This window comes from Bacteroides sp. (assembly GCF_052357945.1).
In the GTDB taxonomy this organism is placed as follows: Bacteria; Bacteroidota; Bacteroidia; order Bacteroidales; family Bacteroidaceae; genus Bacteroides.
Genome location: NZ_DAWCXD010000093.1, coordinates 1 through 19771 on the forward strand (window position 1 = coordinate 1; position 19771 = coordinate 19771).

The 19771-nt window shown below is 43.3% G+C and carries 16 protein-coding genes; 15 read left to right on the forward strand and 1 reads right to left on the reverse strand.

The genetic code is table 11. The features are described from left to right. Positions 1-8 precede the first annotated feature (8 nt). The 4 genes from ACT8YW_RS15590 to ACT8YW_RS15605 all read left to right on the forward strand — a co-directional run bounded on the left by ACT8YW_RS15590 (position 9) and on the right by ACT8YW_RS15605 (position 2706). Positions 9-1001 carry a DNA-directed RNA polymerase subunit alpha gene (locus ACT8YW_RS15590; RefSeq protein ID WP_004296325.1) on the forward strand — a complete coding sequence of 331 codons (993 nt, stop codon included), beginning with the start codon at positions 9-11 and terminating at the stop codon, positions 999-1001. A gap of 3 nt (positions 1002-1004) precedes the next feature. After that, a complete protein-coding gene (rplQ, locus tag ACT8YW_RS15595; RefSeq protein WP_004307527.1) occupies positions 1005-1508 on the forward strand; it encodes a 50S ribosomal protein L17 in 504 nt (167 codons plus the stop codon). A 147-nt stretch (positions 1509-1655) separates the two neighbouring features. Beyond that, positions 1656-2051 carry a hypothetical protein gene (locus ACT8YW_RS15600; protein ID WP_004296323.1) on the forward strand — a complete coding sequence of 132 codons (396 nt, stop codon included), beginning with the start codon at positions 1656-1658 and terminating at the stop codon, positions 2049-2051. Between the two features lie 112 nt (positions 2052-2163). Beyond that, positions 2164-2706, forward strand: coding sequence for a hypothetical protein (locus tag ACT8YW_RS15605; protein ID WP_444105999.1), 543 nt, complete (start codon positions 2164-2166; stop codon positions 2704-2706). 152 nt (positions 2707-2858) lie between these two features. On the opposite strand, the gene ACT8YW_RS15610 is transcribed toward ACT8YW_RS15605, so the two are convergent. Beyond that, positions 2859-4673: a MutS-related protein gene (locus ACT8YW_RS15610; RefSeq protein WP_444106001.1), complete on the reverse strand. Its 1815-nt coding sequence runs from the start codon at positions 4671-4673 to the stop codon at positions 2859-2861. Positions 4674-4992: 319 nt separating this feature from the next. On the opposite strand from ACT8YW_RS15610, the gene ACT8YW_RS15615 reads away from it, so the two are divergent. The 11 genes from ACT8YW_RS15615 (at position 4993) to ACT8YW_RS15665 (ending at position 19601) form a co-directional block, all read left to right on the forward strand. Then, entirely contained in the window at positions 4993-5637 is a 645-nt protein-coding gene (locus ACT8YW_RS15615) for a DUF6563 family protein (protein ID WP_004307524.1), read from the forward strand. Positions 5638-6014: 377 nt separating this feature from the next. Beyond that, complete coding sequence (locus ACT8YW_RS15620) at positions 6015-8012, forward strand: urocanate hydratase (RefSeq protein ID WP_444106003.1); 1998 nt, start codon at positions 6015-6017, stop codon at positions 8010-8012. Between the two features lie 165 nt (positions 8013-8177). Continuing rightward, the gene (ftcD, locus tag ACT8YW_RS15625) at positions 8178-9080 is read left to right on the forward strand and encodes a glutamate formimidoyltransferase (protein WP_258975159.1); all 903 of its coding nucleotides are present in this window, start codon (positions 8178-8180) and stop codon (positions 9078-9080) included. 110 nt (positions 9081-9190) lie between these two features. Beyond that, positions 9191-10444, forward strand: coding sequence for an imidazolonepropionase (hutI, locus tag ACT8YW_RS15630; RefSeq protein ID WP_444106005.1), 1254 nt, complete (start codon positions 9191-9193; stop codon positions 10442-10444). Positions 10445-10490: 46 nt separating this feature from the next. Continuing rightward, positions 10491-11120 (forward strand): cyclodeaminase/cyclohydrolase family protein, encoded by a 630-nt coding sequence (locus tag ACT8YW_RS15635; RefSeq protein ID WP_444106007.1) that lies wholly within the window; start codon positions 10491-10493, stop codon positions 11118-11120. Next, the gene (hutH, locus tag ACT8YW_RS15640) at positions 11117-12616 is read left to right on the forward strand and encodes a histidine ammonia-lyase (RefSeq protein ID WP_444106009.1); all 1500 of its coding nucleotides are present in this window, start codon (positions 11117-11119) and stop codon (positions 12614-12616) included. Before ACT8YW_RS15635 ends, hutH begins: the two co-directional genes overlap by 4 nt. A gap of 349 nt (positions 12617-12965) precedes the next feature. Continuing rightward, positions 12966-13616, forward strand: coding sequence for a TetR/AcrR family transcriptional regulator (locus ACT8YW_RS15645; protein WP_195442598.1), 651 nt, complete (start codon positions 12966-12968; stop codon positions 13614-13616). Positions 13617-13671: 55 nt separating this feature from the next. Continuing rightward, positions 13672-15018: a TolC family protein gene (locus ACT8YW_RS15650; protein WP_004296312.1), complete on the forward strand. Its 1347-nt coding sequence runs from the start codon at positions 13672-13674 to the stop codon at positions 15016-15018. Positions 15019-15051: 33 nt separating this feature from the next. Beyond that, entirely contained in the window at positions 15052-16077 is a 1026-nt protein-coding gene (locus tag ACT8YW_RS15655) for an efflux RND transporter periplasmic adaptor subunit (RefSeq protein ID WP_444106012.1), read from the forward strand. Between the two features lie 59 nt (positions 16078-16136). After that, on the forward strand, positions 16137-19295 hold the full coding sequence (locus ACT8YW_RS15660; RefSeq protein WP_444106014.1) for an efflux RND transporter permease subunit: 3159 nt from the start codon (positions 16137-16139) through the stop codon (positions 19293-19295). A 12-nt stretch (positions 19296-19307) separates the two neighbouring features. Continuing rightward, positions 19308-19601 carry a PG0541 family transporter-associated protein gene (locus ACT8YW_RS15665; RefSeq protein ID WP_005675458.1) on the forward strand — a complete coding sequence of 98 codons (294 nt, stop codon included), beginning with the start codon at positions 19308-19310 and terminating at the stop codon, positions 19599-19601. Positions 19602-19771 lie beyond the last annotated feature (170 nt).

Below are 19771 nucleotides of genomic sequence, written 5' to 3' on the forward strand. Positions count from 1 at the left end.
TTAATTTCATGGCGATATTAGCATTTCAAAAACCTGATAAAGTATTAATGTTGGAGGCGGACTCCAGATTCGGTAAATTCGAATTCCGTCCGTTGGAACCGGGTTTTGGTATTACTGTAGGTAATGCATTACGCCGAATCCTTCTTTCTTCATTAGAGGGTTTTGCTATCACTACTATCAGAATCGATGGTGTGGAGCATGAATTTTCTAGTGTACCTGGAGTAAAAGAGGATGTTACCAACATTATCTTGAATCTGAAACAAGTGAGATTCAAGCAAGTAGTTGAAGAGTTCGAGAGCGAAAAAGTGAGCATCACTGTCGAGAATTCCAGTGAATTTAAAGCAGGTGACATAGGTAAGTATTTGACTGGATTTGAAGTGTTAAATCCGGAATTAGTTATTTGTCATTTAGATTCTAAGTCAACTATGCAGATTGATATTACAATTAACAAAGGCCGTGGTTATGTACCTGCTGATGAGAATCGCGAGTATTGCACGGATGTTAATGTAATTCCAATCGACTCTATTTATACACCGATACGTAATGTCAAGTATGCTGTAGAAAACTTCCGTGTAGAACAGAAGACTGACTACGAAAAGCTAGTACTTGAAATTAGTACCGACGGTTCTATACATCCGAAAGAAGCACTGAAAGAAGCTGCAAAAATTCTGATTTATCATTTCATGTTGTTCTCTGACGAGAAGATCACGCTTGAAAGTAATGATACTGATGGCAATGAAGAGTTTGATGAAGAAGTATTGCACATGCGTCAGCTGTTGAAAACTAAACTCGTTGATATGGACTTGTCAGTTCGTGCCCTCAATTGCTTGAAGGCTGCTGACGTAGAAACTCTCGGCGACTTGGTACAATTCAACAAAACTGACCTGCTGAAATTCAGAAACTTTGGAAAGAAATCGCTTACCGAGCTTGATGATTTGCTGGAAAGTCTGAATCTGTCGTTTGGAACCGACATTTCTAAATATAAATTAGATAAAGAATAAAAAATGAGACATAATAAAAAATTCAATCATTTAGGTCGTACTGCTTCTCATAGAAGCGCTATGTTATCTAACATGGCTTGCTCTTTGATCAAGCACAAAAGAATCACTACGACTGTTGCAAAGGCGAAAGCTTTGAAAAAGTTTGTTGAGCCTTTGATTACTAAGTCTAAAGAAGATACTACGAACTCTCGTCGTGTTGTATTTAGCAACTTGCAAGATAAGATTGCAGTAACAGAGTTGTTCAAAGAAATCTCTGTTAAGATTGCTGATCGTCCGGGTGGTTATACTCGTATTATCAAGACTGGTAACCGTTTGGGTGACAATGCCGAAATGTGCTTCATCGAGTTGGTTGACTACAATGAAAACATGGCTAAGGAAAAAGTTGCTAAGAAAGCTACTCGTACTCGTCGTTCGAAGAAAGCTGCTGAAGCTGCTCCTGCTGCTGTTGAAGTTCCTGCAACTGAAGCTCCTAAGGCTGAAGAACCAAAAGCTGAATCAGCAGAATAATTTTACAGTTATTCTTATAGATATAAAAAAGGCTACCTGTGAGGGTAGCCTTTTTTGTTTGTCTGCCGTTTACTAATACTAAGATACATTAAAATATATCTTAATAGAACTTTTCATAGAGAGAATCTGTTATATTTGCAGGTGAATATGGCAAAATTTGTAAAGGTAATATTGTTTCTGTTGCTGACTGTTGCTTTTCATAGCATAGCAGGCAATGTTTCTACTGCGAAAGTGGTGGATGAACAGGAGCGTGCTATTACATATGCAATGAGACAGCATGGGGAAATCAGCGCACCGGATCTTCCTGGTAAGCCAGTGGCTGAATTGAACAACTTGCAAAGCCATCAGATATCTGTAACACGTATTCAACGTGTGCAACTTGGAGAATATTTCTTTTCTTTAAAAAATGCGCTACAATGTTGTGCTGATCGTGATAACTCACTTTCACAACACTGGGGGCGGATTTATGGTACAACAACTTCCTATTATTGCCAGCCATCAAGTGAATACTATGTATATACTTTGAGGCGTATAATTATTTAGTAGTCTATTTATTGGTATTGTTTATTTTGTGGTTACTGGTATCTTCTGTAATACCGGTGACTATATCCTTTTTATCTTTATATTTTTACTAATAATTTAAACTTTAAATATTATGGCAACTACTCAAACGATTGATGCTACTATCTTCGCATCTTCACACCCCGATATCGCAAAACGTACAAGTGTTTCAGGAGTTTTAATTTCTTCTGTAATGTTATTGGTCGGTATTTTAGCTTTTGCTTCTACTTTCGAATTGGAAGATAAGTCTTCTACGGTTAGTATGGCTTTGATGGTTCTGGGAACAGGTTTATTCCTTATGGGGATTTTCCGTCTCTTCTGGAAATCAAAAGAAGTTATTTATTTGCCAACCAAAAGTGTGGCTAAAGAGCATAGTATATTCTTTGATTTGAAACATATGGATGCTTTGAGGAATCTTGTGAGTTCGGGTTCATTCTCTGCAGGTTCGAATATAAAGAGTGAGGCTAGTGGTAATATACGTATGGATGTGATACTTTCTGCTGATAAAAAGTTTGCAGCTGTACAGTTATTCCAGTTTATACCTTATACATATCAGCCAATAACGTCAGTGCAGTATTTCACTGATGAACAAGCTTCAGCGGTAATAGCATTTCTGGCAAAAAGTAAAATGCAGTAAAAGTATCTCTACAAAAACTGTTTAACTTAGTTTTTTCCGACACATTAAAACAGGTAGCTTGAAATTTTATATTCAGTTTGCTGCTACTAAATAAAACAGGTTTTGGATGTTATTGCAATAGAAAACTTTGATTTTCATACAAGGAATGGGGATTAGTCGTTAATGACGGCGATCCCCATTTTCTTCATTAAGAAGCAGGCATTCATATTTTGCGCAACTCCGTTTCTCATTTGGTAAGAGAAGGTGAGTTCGTTGTTCGTAATGTCAGCTTCGAAACAGTAATTCCGGATATTTTGTGGGAAGGAGTCCACTAAAGTTCCTAGCAACAAGTCATGAGTGGCGATGATGCCATTGGTATTCATGTGCATGAATTGTTTGATGAGGGCAAAAGAACCTTTCTGTTTATCCATAGAGTTTGTACCTTTCAATATTTCATCAAGGATGATGAAAAGTTCTTCTCCTGCTTCAAGCTTGTCTATGATTAATTTAAGTCGCTTGAGTTCGGCAAAGAAATAAGATTCGTTGTCGGTTAAGGAGTCACTGGTCCGAAGGCTGGTGACGAGGCGAGCCGGATATATTTCCATCCGCTTTGCCCAAACGGGAGCCCCTATACATGCTAGTAGATAGTTCACTCCTACAGTACGTAAATACGTGCTTTTTCCTGCCATATTGGCTCCTGTGATAATAATAAAGAAAGGACGTTTTTCAATATCTATTCCGTTGCATACACATTTGTTGCGATCCATTAAAGGATGGCCCAAAGCTTCAGCCTGCAGATGGAAAGATTGGGCAGCAATGGTAGGATAGATATAATCCGGATGATTATATGCGAATGTTGCCAAAGAACAATAAGCATCAATTTCTCCGATGGTTTCTATCCAGCGGGGAAGGTCGGATGCGTGGATTTCTTTCCACTTCTCGATTCGCATCACTTGGCGCAGCTCCCAGAATATCAGTCCGTTGAGTATCGTGCTTATTAGCAGATTGCTTCGTTGATCGAGCGCGTTCATCAGTTTTGAAAGCTGGCGTACTGCTTGGGAAGCGGTTTGATGCTGACTTGTAAGTTCCGTTTTTAACTTTTGCAGTATATGACTTTGCATTTCTTTCTGTTCAGTGAGAAGAATCTGGTCAGCGTATGTCGAAAGAATTTGTAGCTTTTCTCCGTAGGTCGTTTGTAGTTTAGTGATTCCTTTAGAAAAAATAGTGCTGAATAATACAAAGCCAACAAACACTCCTCCTGCAATACTGGCCGAGATAATACCTAAAATGGCTAGACCTATACATAAGAAATTAATGATCGTTACCGCTGTCGGGAGGATGCGTAGAAGTGTACGCTTCCGATAATAACTTGGACTGTTTGCCCATTCTTTGATTTCGGTGGTATCGGCAGGTTTTCCTTTATAGAGTAAGCCGAGTAAGCGGATTTGTTGGCGATATTCTAAGTCTATGGACAATTCATGTATAGCTTCCTGGCGATGTTCAATAGCTTCTTTGTTTTCCAGATGTGCATTGAACCAGTTTGCAAGATGCTGTTTGCCAATAGGCGTTGCAGTGCGGTTGATGTATTGGAAAAGAGAATGTTCGCCAAATACATCTAAATCAAGAGTGTAGAGATGAGATGGATTAACAAATTCTTTTCCATCATCAAAATCAGAGAAGTCATATTGTATGGCACGTAGCTCCTGCTCATTGATTTCTATTTTCTTTTTCAAGAAGTCTTTTCGGTAGAACCAGAAATTATGGCGTTTTACCAGCCAGATGAATAAGATAAAAGGTAAGATAGCGAAAGCAGAGAGACATAGCCACCCATCAGACCAAAAGATAATGGCATTTGCTACAGCTCCTACGAATAAGATCAGGCGGAGAAGACTGATATAATAGATACGTTTCCGTGCATTCTGTAACTCCAGTTCTGTTTTCTGAATGATTTGCTGATATGTAGTAATGATCTGTTCTTGTTTTTCCATGACAAATTTAATTCTTTTCCACAAAGGTAATATAATTCATGACGGTCGGGATAAGAGCTTGTTTTTGTCGAGAGCAGATTTACTGTTTATTAACGGAAGATAGAAAGGAATAACAAGCTCATATTATGACTTGCCTGGATAATGCCTTTACTAGCTGTAAGGAATGGGGTATATAAGTTCTGTTTTCCGTTTAATGAGAGTAGGGGGTATTTCCTGATAGCAGCTTTTTTTCAATATTTCTTTTCTCATTCTTGCATTTATCCGCTAAAATTTATAACTTTCCACTCGAAAAGGCGTTAGACAGGAAAGGAGGATGCTTATGAAGAAAGGATGTATCTTATGTTTGCTGATAAGCGTGATTAGCCTTCCGTTAATTGCGCAGAATATTATTTATTCCAACCTGAAAGAGTTGCTGGCTCAACATGGTGATACAACAGCCGTGTTGCGTGTAGAAAAACGTTCCAGAAATCAGATTGTATTGACAGGAGGGGCTGATTACCGGATAACGGCCGGTGATGACGAGTCGATGTGTCGACGCTTGAAGAAGCGTTGTTTTGCCGTGCGTGACGAAAAAGGAGATTTATATTTGAATTGTCGTAAGTTGCGCTATAAAAAGTTACGCTTTGGAGCATGGTATGCCCCTGCCGTTCAATTGGGTAAAAATATCTATTTTTGTGCCATGCCTCTAGGTTCGGTTATCGGAGGAAACTTTGTAGAAGAGGATGACGTAAAACTGGGAGGGAATATTGGCGATGCTCTTGCCGCTTCAAGTTTGGTTACGAAACGCGTCTGTTATGAGCTAAATGGTGAAACAGGAAAAGTCGATTTTCTAGGAAAAGATAAAATGCTTCAATTATTGAAGAATTATCCGGAACTGAAACAGGCATATTTGAAAGATGATAGTCAGGAGGCGAAGCATACCTTTAAATATTTGTTGGAGTTGCGGAATAAACAAAAAAAGTAATTTTGTCGATCTCTGTTGGTATAGCAGAGAAAGAGTATGTTCATAATACAATCATGGTCATAGTGATATGATTAGGGTGCGGATTATGCAAATAACACAGAACTCATAGCTTTGATTTAATGGAAAAATCCGCTATCCATTTTAATAAAAGCCCTATTAGTCCGTTTGGATAAAAGACCTGCATTTGTATCTGTATAAAAGCATAAGAGACTCCTGACATTGCCTGTATCTTACCATTCTATTAAGCAGTAAATGTAATAATGCCTTTCTGATAATAAATCTGTTATTTCTCTTGTCTTTTATCTTCTTTTTTTCTATATTGCGAAGAGTTATAAGACTGTATTGCTTACAGTTTGTAATCCTTAATTCTGTTTATTATGAGAATAACTCTTGGCAACACGCTACCTCCTTATCCGGATTTTGTAGAAGGTATCCGGAGAGCTCCCGACCGTGGTTATACACTTACCCCGGCGCAGACCATCACAGCTTTAAAAAACGCTTTGCGTTATATTCCCTCCGAGTGGCACGAACAACTGGCTCCTGAATTTATGGAAGAACTACGCACTCGCGGGCGGATTTACGGATACCGTTTCCGTCCTGCCGGAGACTTGAAAGCAAAGCCGATTGATGAATATCAGGGGCAATGTATTGAAGGCAAAGCCTTTCAGGTAATGATTGACAATAACCTTTGCTTCGATATAGCCTTATATCCCTACGAACTTGTTACTTATGGTGAAACCGGGCAAGTTTGCCAAAATTGGATGCAATATCGACTGATTAAGCAATATCTGGAAGAACTTACCCAGGAACAGACACTGGTTATTGAATCCGGACATCCATTGGGGCTTTTCCGCTCCCGTCCCGATGCTCCTCGCGTTATAATTACCAATTCGATGATGATCGGACAATTCGACAATCAACATGATTGGTATATTGCCGCACAGATGGGAGTTGCCAATTACGGACAAATGACAGCCGGAGGCTGGATGTATATCGGCCCTCAAGGCATTGTGCATGGCACTTTCAACACCCTCCTGAATGCCGGACGATTGAAACTCGGCATTCCACAAGACCAAGATTTGCGGGGACACTTATTTATTTCTTCCGGTTTGGGAGGAATGAGTGGTGCACAACCTAAAGCAGCCGAAATAGCAGGAGCAGTCTCCATCATAGCTGAAGTAGATCGTTCACGCATTGAAACACGTTACCGCCAGGGATGGGTGGGGCATGTGACTGCAGATATCATAGAAGCATACCGGATGGCAGCTGAAGCAATACGACGCCGTGAACCTTGTTCCATTGCCTATCATGGAAATATAGTAGACCTGCTCGAGTATGCCGAGCACGAAAAGATTTTGATCGAACTATTATCCGATCAAACCTCCTGTCACGCCGTTTACGAAGGCGGATACTGCCCTGCCGGACTGACTTTCGAGGAACGCACACGCCTTCTTCACGAATCACCGGAGCAATTCCGTCACTTGGTAGACATATCTCTGCACCGTCATTTCGAGGTCATCAAGAAATTGGTAGCCCGCGGAACTTATTTCTTTGATTATGGAAACTCTTTCATGAAAGCCATATACGATGCCGGAGTAAAAGAAATCTCTTATAATGGTGTTGATGAAAAAGACGGATTTATCTGGCCGAGTTATGTCGAAGATATTATGGGGCCCCAACTTTTTGATTACGGCTATGGTCCGTTCAGGTGGGTCTGCTTGAGTGGTAAACACGAAGATCTGATAAAAACAGACCATGCGGCTATGGAGTGTATCGACGTCAATCGGCGCGGTCAGGATCTGGACAACTATAATTGGATACGGGATGCAGAAAAGAATCAACTCGTGGTGGGTACACAGGCACGTATTCTTTATCAGGATGCAGTTGGAAGAATGAAGATAGCCCTCCGTTTCAATGAGATGGTTCGTTGGGGTGAAGTAGGCCCTATTATGCTGGGACGAGACCACCACGATGTCAGCGGTACGGATTCTCCTTTCCGGGAGACGTCGAATATCAAAGACGGAAGTAATGTGATGGCAGATATGGCTGTGCAATGTTTTGCCGGAAATTGTGCCCGTGGAATGAGTCTGGTAGCCTTACACAATGGAGGTGGCGTCGGCATTGGCAAAGCAATCAATGGCGGTTTTGGTATGGTATGCGACGGTAGCGAACGGGTAGATGAAATACTCCGTTCGGCAATGCTTTGGGACGTAATGGGAGGAGTAGCCCGCCGTTCGTGGGCGCGTAATCCGCATGCGATGGAAACGAGTGAAGCATTTAATGAGTCCCATGCTGGAGATTATCAGATAACAATGCCGTATGTGGCGGACGAAGAATTAATAAAGAAGATAGTTCCATATATTATGGGAAAGTAGTCTCACAATATAAGAGAAAGCGTTCCCATAATGTGAAGGAATAAATTCCCACAATATATGGAACAGTTTGAACATGCAGTTATTTTGGATAAATCACATGGTTATTTGATGTAAAACATATAGTTATTCAGTAAAGTATAACCTCTATAATAATAGATATTTGATATGAGTTGGAATAAGATTATTGAATGTGTCCCCAATTTTAGCGAGGGACGTGATTTGGAGAAAATAGATCAGATAGTAGCCCCTTTCCGTGGTAAAGCCGGAGTAAAACTGCTTGATTATAGTAATGATGAAGATCATAACCGTCTGGTTGTCACACTTGTGGGAGAGCCGGAAGCACTGTGTGAAGCTGTAGTTGAAGCCGTTGGTGTAGCTGTCCGTTTGATCGACCTGAATCAGCATACCGGGCAACATCCTCGTATGGGAGCGGTAGATGTAATTCCTTTCATCCCGATTAAGAACACCAGTATGGAAGAAGCCATCGAACTCTCTAAAAAAGTAGCAGCGAAAGTTGCGGAGCTATATAATCTTCCCGTCTTCCTGTATGAAAAGTCGGCTACTGCGCCACACCGGGAAAATCTCGCCTCCGTTCGTAAAGGCGAATTTGAAGGAATGGCCGAAAAGATCAAACTACCCGAATGGCAACCTGACTTCGGACCTGCTGAACGACATCCGACCGCAGGTACCGTAGCAATTGGAGCCCGTATGCCACTCGTAGCCTACAATATTAATCTAAGTACAGATAATCTGGAGATAGCCACTAAGATAGCGAAAAATATCCGCCATATCAATGGAGGACTTCGTTATGTAAAAGCAATGGGAGTGGAACTGAAAGAGCGAAACATTACCCAAGTATCCATTAACATGACCGACTATACCCGTACCGCACTCTACCGTGCCTTCGAATTAGTACGTATCGAAGCCCGTCGTTACGGTGTTACAATTGTAGGTAGTGAAATAATCGGTCTTGTACCGATGGAAGCTCTGATTGATACCGCTTCCTACTATCTCGGACTCGAAAACTTTACCATGCAGCAAGTTCTCGAAGCTCGTATTATGGAATAGTCAATAAGAAAATAGAATGAATCACAATTGCTTTATGGCAAACATCATTCTAAAAGAACGTCCCATTCATATCTCCATTTATTATATGAACTAATTATGATGAACTATTTATGAGTGAAAACCTAATCATATTTAACGCCCGTATCGTAACCCCCATCGGCTTTTCCGCCCGTAAAGGAGAGGAAATGTCTCAACTGCAAATCATAGAAAACGGAACCGTGGAAGTGACCAAAGGAATCATTACCTACGTTGGTGAAAACCGTGGTGAAGACCGGGATGGTTACTACCAGCACTATTGGCATTATAACGCTCGCGGACATTGCCTTTTGCCCGGTTTCGTCGACTCCCATACCCATTTTGTATTTGGCGGAGAACGTTCCGAAGAATTCTCCTGGCGTCTGAAAGGCGAAAGCTATATGTCAATCATGGAGCGGGGAGGGGGAATTGCAAGTACCGTAAAAGCCACTCGGCAAATGAACTACCTTAAACTTCGTTCAGCCGCCGAAAGCTTCCTGAAGAAGATGAGCACCATGGGAGTAACCACCGTAGAAGGTAAAAGTGGTTACGGCTTGGACCGGGACACAGAATTACTACAACTAAAAGTAATGCGCAGCCTGAATAACGCCGAGCATAAACGCGTCGATATAGTCTCCACTTTCCTCGGCGCCCACGCTCTTCCCGAAGAATATGCAGGGAGAAGCGACGAATACATCGATTTCCTGATTCGTGAAATGCTTCCCCTTATCCATTCCGGTAAGTGGGCAGAATGTTGTGATGTCTTTTGCGAACAAGGCGTTTTCTCTATCGAACAATCCCGTCGCCTGCTTCAGGCAGCTAAAGAGCACGGTTTCCTGTTGAAACTCCATGCCGACGAAATCGTCTCTCTCGACGGTGCCGAACTGGCAGCCGAACTCGGAGCACTGTCTGCCGACCATCTCCTGCACGCTTCCGATGCCGGCATCCGTGCAATGGCTGATGCCGGAGTAGTAGCCACCCTGTTGCCTCTGACAGCTTTCGCCTTGAAAGAACCCTACGCGCGAGGTCGTGAAATGATTGACGCCGGTTGTGCTGTGGCACTTGCCACCGACCTGAATCCTGGCAGTTGTTTCTCCGGTTCCATCCCGCTGACCATTGCTCTGGCCTGCATCTATATGCAAATGAGCATCGAAGAAACCATCACTGCTCTCACCCTGAACGGAGCCGCCGCCCTTCAACGAGCCGACCGTATTGGAAGTATCGAAGTAGGTAAACAAGGTGATTTCATCATCCTCAATTCCGACAACTATCATATTCTACCTTACTATATAGGCATGAATTGCGTAATCATGACTATTAAAGGCGGCATACTTTATCCCGTCGCTTAATAGTTGAAAAACTCTCATTCATTAATCACTTAAAAATCAGAATACCATGTTAGCAGATTTAACCGTAAAAGATTTCTTAGATAAAGTTGCTTGCAGTGACCCTGTGCCCGGTGGCGGTAGTATTGCCGCTTTGAATGGAGCGCTGGCTTCCTCCCTTTCTACGATGGTGGCACGGCTGACCGTAGGAAAAAAAGGATACGAAGTCAGTGAAGAAGTAATGCAGCACGCACAAACCATCACCCTCCGTTTGTTGGACGAATTTATGGCACTTATTGACAAAGATTCAGCTGCCTACAACGAAGTATTTGCCTGCTTTAAACTACCTAAAACAACCGACGAAGAGAAAGCTACCCGAAGTGCTGCTATCCAGAAGGCAACCAAACAAGCTGCCCTCGTTCCGTTGGAAGTAGCCCGCAAAGCACTGGATATGATGTCCGTTATAGCAGATGTTGCCCGTCTCGGCAATCGGAATGCTGTCACAGATGCCTGTGTAGCAATGATGTCCGCCCGTACCGCTGTATTGGGAGCCTTACTGAATGTCCGTATCAACCTCGGTTCGCTCAAAGACAGAGATTTTGTCCTCCAGCTGCAAACCGAAGCCGATGCCATCGAGCAAACCGCCTGTCAGAGAGAAAAAGAATTGTTGGATGCCGTAAATCAAGACCTGCGCGTATGAGTAAGAATGTATACCATATCGGTTCCGGAGCACTGACCTTCGAAATCATCGAACGAATTATAAACGAAAACCTGAAACTGGAACTAGCTCCCGAAGCCAAGTTGCGCATCCAGAAATGTCGCGACTACCTCGACCAAAAAATAGCTTCTTCCGAAGAACCATTATACGGTATAACAACAGGTTTCGGCTCTCTATGCACTAAAAATATATCTCCCGATGAACTGGGAACCCTCCAGGAGAACCTGATAAAAAGCCATGCTTGCAGTGTAGGCGAAGAAATCCGCCCCGTCATCATCAAACTGATGATGCTTCTCAAAGCCCACGCCCTCTCATTGGGACATAGCGGTGTACAAGTTATCACCGTGCAACGTATCCTCGATTTTTTCAATAATGACGTCATGCCAATTGTCTACGACCGCGGTTCCCTTGGAGCCTCCGGCGACCTGGCACCGCTTGCCAATCTTTTCCTTCCTCTGATAGGTGTCGGAGATGTCTACTATAAAGGAAAAAAGTGCGAAGCCATCAGCGTGCTCGACGAATTTGGCTGGGAACCGGTCAAACTAATGAGCAAAGAAGGACTGGCCTTGCTGAACGGCACCCAATTTATGAGTGCCAACGGTGTGTTTGCTATGCTCAAAGCCTTCCGCCTCTCGAAAAAGGCCGACCTGATAGCCGCCCTTTCCCTCGAAGCCTTTGACGGCCGTATCGACCCGTTTATGGACTGCATCCAGCAAATCCGTCCCCATCAGGGACAGATTGAGACAGGCGAAGCCTTCCGCAAACTACTGGCAGGCAGCGAACTAATCGAACGTCACAAGGAACATGTGCAAGATCCCTATTCCTTCCGCTGCATTCCGCAAGTACATGGCGCCACCAAAGATGCTATCCGCTACGTTGCCTCCGTACTGCTGACCGAAATCAATTCCGTCACGGACAACCCCACCATCTTCTCCGATGAAGACCGGATCATCTCCGGCGGAAACTTTCACGGGCAACCGCTTGCCATCTCTTATGACTTCCTCGCCATCGCCCTGGCCGAATTGGGAAATATCTCCGAACGCCGTGTCTCCCAACTGATTATGGGACTCCGTGGACTACCTGAATTTCTCGTAGCCAACCCCGGTCTGAACTCCGGATTCATGATTCCCCAGTATGCCGCCGCCTCCATGGTCAGCCAGAATAAAATGTACTGCTATGCAGCTTCTAGCGATTCCATCGTCTCCTCCAACGGACAGGAAGATCATGTAAGCATGGGTGCCAATGCCGCCACCAAACTCTATAAAGTAATGGACAACCTGGAACATATCCTTGCCATCGAACTGATGAACGCCGCACAAGGCATCGACTTCCGCCGCCCGCAGAAAACCTCTCCCGTTCTTGAGCGTTTTCTCCATGCCTATCGGAAAGAAGTGCCTTTTGTAAAAGATGACATTGTGATGTACAAGGAAATACATAAAACAGTCGCCTTCCTGAAGAGGACACAGATTGAATACTGACAATAAATTGACCCTTTTTCGCTTTTCGTTAATAATGGTGACTGTTATTGCCGGGTAAGTGTCGATTCTTATCGATATTTATCCGGCATTTATTGGCTCCCATCTCTTCTATTAGCGATAAAACTTTACTTCCTATATTCCCTCCTTTTACCTTTCCTTTGTGTTTGTTCCAAATTTCCTATTAACACTTGTTTTCATTTCACTCTATTGAATGATAATAAATCCCAAATGGACTATAAATAGCTGGAAACTTAATTTGTTAATTGAGTTTTCTATATATCTTTGTTCCGTTTTTCCTTTGGAAATGAAGAGAAAACGAAAACTGCATTTTAATAAAATAGAAAAACGGATGATGACAGAGCATGGAAAGGACGCTTCCCAACGGGTAGAGTTAAGAGAACGGATCATAACGGCGGCAACAGAAGCTTTTACTTCAAAAGGCATCAAGAGTATTACAATGGATGACATTGCAGCAGCATTAGGAATTTCCAAACGTACGCTCTACGAAGTCTTTTCGGATAAAGAATCGTTGTTGAAAGAATGCATACTGAAGGCACAGGCAGACAGAGACAAGTATTTGCAGAAAGTCTTTGAACAGTCGCACAATGTGTTGGAAGTGATACTTGCAGTCTTTCAGAAAAGCATTGAGATGTTTCATCAGACGAACAAACGCTTTTTTGAAGACATTAAGAAATATCCCAAAGTATATGAGATGATGAAGAACCGGCAGGACAGTGATTCGATGAAAACGATGTCTTTCTTCAAAACAGGAGTAGAGCAGGGCATTTTTCGTCCGGATGTGAATTTTGCCATCGTCAATTTGCTGGTACGAGAGCAGTTTGATGTGCTTTTAAATACAGACATCTGCAATGAATATCCTTTCATTGAAGTGTATGAATCCATCATGTTTACTTATATACGCGGCATCTCCACCGAAAAAGGAGCAAGGGTACTGGAAGACTTTATACAAGAATATCGCAAGAACCGCATCGAAGATTAGAGTAAAAGTGCGGTTCTATTGACAAACAATTAAGATTAAATTAGAAATTCAGTTTATGAACAAGATGAAAAGATTGACAGGTCGGAAGATTCTTCTGGTAGCTGTGGCATTCTGTGCATTTGGTTTTGCAAAGGCGCAGGACACGCAGACGGAGAAGAATACCCTAACCTTAACCTTAGACAAAGCCTTGGAAATTGCATTGGATGAGAATCCGACAATGAAAGTGGCAGCGGAAGAAATCGCCTTAAAGAAAGTTGCCAGCAAGGAAGCCTGGCAAAGTCTGTTGCCGGAGGCCAGCATTGCCGGTTCCTTAGACCATACAATTAAAGCGGCTGAAATGAAATTGAACGATATGTCGTTCAAGATGGGGCAAGACGGTTCGAACACCGCCAATGCCGGGTTGAGTATTAACCTGCCACTCTTTGTGCCGGGTGTTTACCGTGCTATGTCGATGACAAAGACGGATATTGAACTGGCAGTAGAGAAGTCACGTGCTTCTAAACTGGATCTGGTGAATCAGGTAAGCAAGGCTTATTATCAGTTAATGCTTGCACAGGATAGCTATGAAGTGCTTCAAGGCAGCTATAAACTGGCAGAAGATAATTACAATGTAGTGAATGCCAAATATCAGCAGGGAACTGTGAGCGAATATGACAAGATCAGTGCGGAAGTACAGATGCGCAGCATTAAGCCGAATCTGATTGCGGCAGCCAATGCGGTGACTTTGGCTAAATTACAGTTAAAAGTTTTGATGGGCATCACTGCCGATGTGGAGATAAAGATTAATGATAATCTGACCAACTATGAGACGACCATGTTTGCCAATCAGTTGAAAGAAGAGAATGTGAATCTGAACAACAATACCACTATGAAGCAGTTGGACTTGAACATGAAGTTGCTCGAAAAGAATGTAAAGTCTTTAAAGACGAACTTTATGCCGACTCTTTCTATGAGCTTCTCCTATCAATATCAGTCATTGTATAATCCGAATATCAATTTCTTCGATTATAACTGGAGCAACAGTTCCAGCCTGATGTTCAATATCAGCATACCTTTATATAAGGCAAGCAATTTTACGAAAGTGAAATCTGCCCGTATTCAGATGCGCCAGCTCGATTGGAATCGTATCGATACGGAAAGACAGTTGAATATGCAGATTGTCAGTTGTCGCAATAATATGAGTGCCAGCACAGAGCAGGTAGTCAGCAACAAGGAAAATGTGATGCAGGCAAAGAAAGCGGTGGTGATTGCCGAAAAACGTTATGATGTAGGTAAGGGCACGGTGCTCGAACTAAACAGTTCCCAAGTGTCACTGACACAGGCACAACTCACCTACAATCAGTCCATATACGATTACCTGGTTGCTAAGGCAGACCTCGATCAGGTTCTGGGAAAAGAATAAAGATAGACAACTAAAAAATTACAAGTAAGGAATATGAAAAGAAGTATCCAATTGGTAGCCCTGCTGTTAACTGTGTTTATGGGCTCATGTACAGGTGGAAAAGACAAAGCTGCTGCGGAACATGTGGACGCAAAGCCTATTGTGAAGCTGGCAGACGTAAAAGCCCGCCCCGTAGATCAAATACAGGATTACACAGCAACGGTGGAAGCCGAAGTAAAGAATAATATTGCACCTTCGTCTCCCGTACGTATTGATCAGATTTTCGTAGAAGTGGGCGACCGCGTATCCAAAGGCCAGAAACTTGTGCAGATGGATGCAGCCAATCTGAAACAGACGAAGCTGCAACTCGACAATCAGGAAATAGAGTTCAGCCGTATCGACGAACTATATAAAGTGGGCGGTGCGTCCAAATCAGAATGGGATGCTTCGAAGATGCAACTCGATGTGAAGAAAACCGCTTATAAGAATTTGCTGGAGAATACCTCTTTGCAAAGTCCTATCAATGGTGTAGTGACTGCACGCAACTATGATAACGGCGATATGTACAGTGGTGGAGAACCGGTTCTGGTAGTAGAGCAGATCACTCCCGTGAAACTCCTGATTAATGTGTCCGAAACCTATTTTACGAAAGTGAAGAAAGGTACGCCTGTCGACGTGAAACTCGATGTATATGGTGATGAAGTCTTTACAGGAACCATCAACCTGATTTACCCGACTATAGATGCTACTACCCGTACATTCCAGGTAGAGATCAGACTGGACAATAAAGACCAGCGTGTACGTCCGGGCATGTTTGCCCGTGCCACATTGAACTTCGGAACGGCAGAAAACGTCGTTGTTCCCGATTTGGCAATCGTTAAGCAGGCAGGTTCAGGCGACCGTTATGTATTCGTTTATAAAGACGGCAAAGTGTCTTATAATAAAGTCGAATTAGGTAGACGCATGGGGACAGAGTACGAGTTGAAATCCGGTGTACCTGATAATTCACAGGTTGTAGTTGCCGGACAGTCGCGTTTGGTGAACGATATGGAAGTAGAGGTAGAAGCTTCTTCTAAATAGAAGGTGCAAACTACCTTTCGCCTAATGCTTTAATTAATTAACCAGATTTATAAAACAACATGAGTTTATACGAAGGTGCGGTTAAGAAACCGATTATGACCTCCCTCTGCTTCCTGGCAGTGGTGATTTTTGGTCTTTTCTCTTTGTCCAAGTTACCTATCGACTTGTATCCGGACATTGACACGAATACAATCATGGTGATGACCGCTTATCCCGGCGCAAGTGCCTCGGATATAGAAAATAATGTGACTCGTCCGCTCGAAAATACGTTGAATGCGGTGAGTAACCTGAAACATATTACCTCCCGTTCTTCCGAGAATATGTCATTGATTACATTGGAGTTCGAGTTTGGTAACGATATTGACGTGCTGACTAATGATGTGCGTGATAAACTCGACATGGTAAGTTCGGAGCTTCCCGATGATGTCGAGAATCCGATCATCTTCAAATTTAGTACGGACATGATTCCGATCGTGTTGCTTTCCGTACAGGCCAATGAGAGTCAGTCAGCGCTTTATAAGATATTGGACGACCGTGTGGTAAATCCGCTGGCACGTATTCCGGGAGTCGGAACCGTGTCTATCAGTGGTGCGCCGCAACGTGAGATTCAGGTCTATTGCGACCCCAATAAACTGGAAGCCTATCACCTGACCATCGAAACAATCAGTTCCATCATCGGTGCCGAGAACAAGAATATTCCCGGTGGTAACTTCGATATTGGTAGTGAAACATACGCGTTGCGTGTGGAAGGTGAGTTCGATGATTCCCGACAGTTGGCAGACGTAGTGGTAGGTACGCATAATGGGGCAAATGTCTTTTTGCATGATGTAGCCCGAATCGTCGATACTGTGGAAGAACGTGCACAGGAAACCTATAACAATGGTGTGCAAGGTGCTATGATTGTTGTTCAGAAGCAGTCGGGAGCCAATTCGGTAGAGATCTCCAAGAAAGTGGCCGACGCCTTGCCGAGGCTTCAGAAGAACCTGCCGAGTGACGTGAAGATCGGTGTCATTGTCGATACCTCCGACAACATTTTGAACACCATCGACAGTTTGACGGAAACCGTTGTTTATGCCTTGCTTTTCGTTGTCATCGTCGTATTCCTCTTCCTGGGGCGTTGGCGTGCGACGCTGATTATCTGTATCACCATTCCGCTTTCATTGATTGCATCGTTCATTTACCTGGCGGTTAGTGGAAATACAATTAATATCATTTCGCTTTCATCACTTTCTATCGCTATTGGTATGGTAGTGGATGATGCGATTGTAGTACTTGAAAACGTAACTACCCACATTGAGCGTGGCTCCGATCCGAAACAGGCAGCCGTGCACGGGACGAATGAGGTGGCAATCTCTGTAATCGCTTCTACGCTGACCATGATTGCCGTGTTCTTCCCGTTGACAATGGTAAGCGGTATGTCCGGTGTACTTTTCAAACAGTTGGGTTGGATGATGTGTGCCATCATGTTTATTTCTACGGTCGCCGCACTATCCTTGACTCCGATGCTCTGTTCTCAGTTGCTTCGCTTGCAGAAGAAACCATCGAAGATGTTCAAGCTCTTCTTTACTCCGATAGAGAAAGCGCTCGACGGACTCGATATCTGGTATGCGAAGATGTTGAATTGGGCCGTACGCCATCGTCCGATTGTGATTGTGGGATGTATCGTTTTCTTCGTTGTCAGTTTGCTGTGTGCAAAGGGCATCGGTACGGAGTTCTTCCCGGCACAGGATAATGCCCGTATTGCCGTACAGTTGGAGCTTCCGATCGGTACACGAAAAGAGATTGCGCAGGAATTGTCACAGAAGCTGACCAATCAATGGTTGACGAAGTATAAAGACATCATGAAAGTCTGCAACTACACCGTTGGGCAGGCTGACTCCGATAATACTTGGGCATCGATGCAGGACAACGGTTCGCATATTATCTCGTTCAACATCAGTTTGGTAGACCCGGGTGATCGTGATATCACTTTGGAAGCAGTCTGTGATGAGATGCGTGAAGATTTGAAAGCTTATCCGGAATTCAGTAAGGCACAGGTAATCCTCGGAGGTAGTAACACAGGTATGTCCGCACAGGCAAGTGCCGACTTTGAGGTTTACGGATACGATATGACGGTAACCGATAGCGTAGCAGCCCGTCTGAAACGTGAATTGCTGAAAGTAAAAGGTGTGACCGAAGTAAATATCAGCCGTAGTGACTACCAGCCGGAATATCAGGTAGACTTCGACCGTGAGAAACTGGCGATGCATGGCTTGAATCTTTCAACCGCCGGTAACTATCTGCGCAACCGTGTCAATGGTGCGGTAGCGTCTAAATATCGTGAAGACGGAGATGAATATGATATCAAAGTGCGTTATGCGCCCGAATTCCGCACAAGTTTGGAAAGTCTCGAGAATATCCTCATTTACAATGCACAGGGACAATCCGTTCGTGTGAAAGACGTTGGAAAGGTAGTCGAGCGTTTTGCACCTCCTACCATCGAACGTAAAGACCGTGAACGTATCGTGACCGTTTCCGCAGTAATCTCCGGTGCTCCGTTGGGAGACGTAGTAGCTGCCGGTAATAAGGTGATAGATAAAATGGATCTTCCGGGAGAAGTCACCATTCAGATTTCCGGTTCGTATGAAGATCAGCAAGATTCGTTCCGTGATTTGGGAACACTTGCCATCCTGATTGTTGTGCTCGTATTTATCGTAATGGCAGCACAGTTCGAGTCACTGACCTATCCGTTCATTATCATGTTCTCCCTGCCGTTTGCGTTTAGTGGTGTCTTGATGGCACTATTCTTTACGAACAGCACATTGAGTGTCATGAGTTTGTTGGGAGGTATCATGTTGATTGGTATTGTGGTGAAGAACGGTATCGTGCTTATCGACTACATCACCCTTTGTCGAGAACGTGGACTAGCTGTTTTGAACTCTGTGGTAACGGCAGGTAAGAGCCGTCTCCGTCCGGTATTGATGACTACTGCCACTACCGTTCTCGGTATGATTCCGATGGCTATCGGTGGCGGTCAGGGTTCTGAAATGTGGAGTCCGATGGCGATTGCCGTAATCGGTGGTTTGACGATATCTACGGTTCTGACATTGATTTTGATTCCTACTCTATATTGTGTATTTGCAGGAACAGGTATCAAGAATCGTCGCCGTAAACTTCGTCGTCAACGTGAATTGGATGTTTACTTCCAGGAGAATAAAGACAGCATTATTAAGAAATAACAGAAAAGAAATATGAAATCAGTATTGATAACATTCGACCAGGCTTATTACGAACGAATCATGGCATTGCTTGACCGTTTGGGTTGTCGTGGTTTTACCTACCTCGAAAAAGTACAGGGACGTGGTTCGAAGACAGGCGATCCGCATTTTGGAAGCCATGCCTGGCCAAGTATGTGCTCGGCTATCCTGACAGTAGTAGACGACAGTAAGGTCGATCCGTTGTTGGACACCTTGCATAAGATGGATTTACAGACGGAGCAATTAGGCTTGCGCGCATTTGTGTGGAACATTGAACGGACCATTTAAAAACGATCCGGTAGATAGATAAAAGGGAAAGGAGAATCTAATAAATAATGTAGATTCTCCTTTCTTTTTGTGGCTTTTGTCTATCTTTGCGGTCGTTTTGGATTTTAGGAACATTATGGAGATAATAAAGAATTATTTGAAATATTCGTTGTGGTTCGTACTGATTGTAT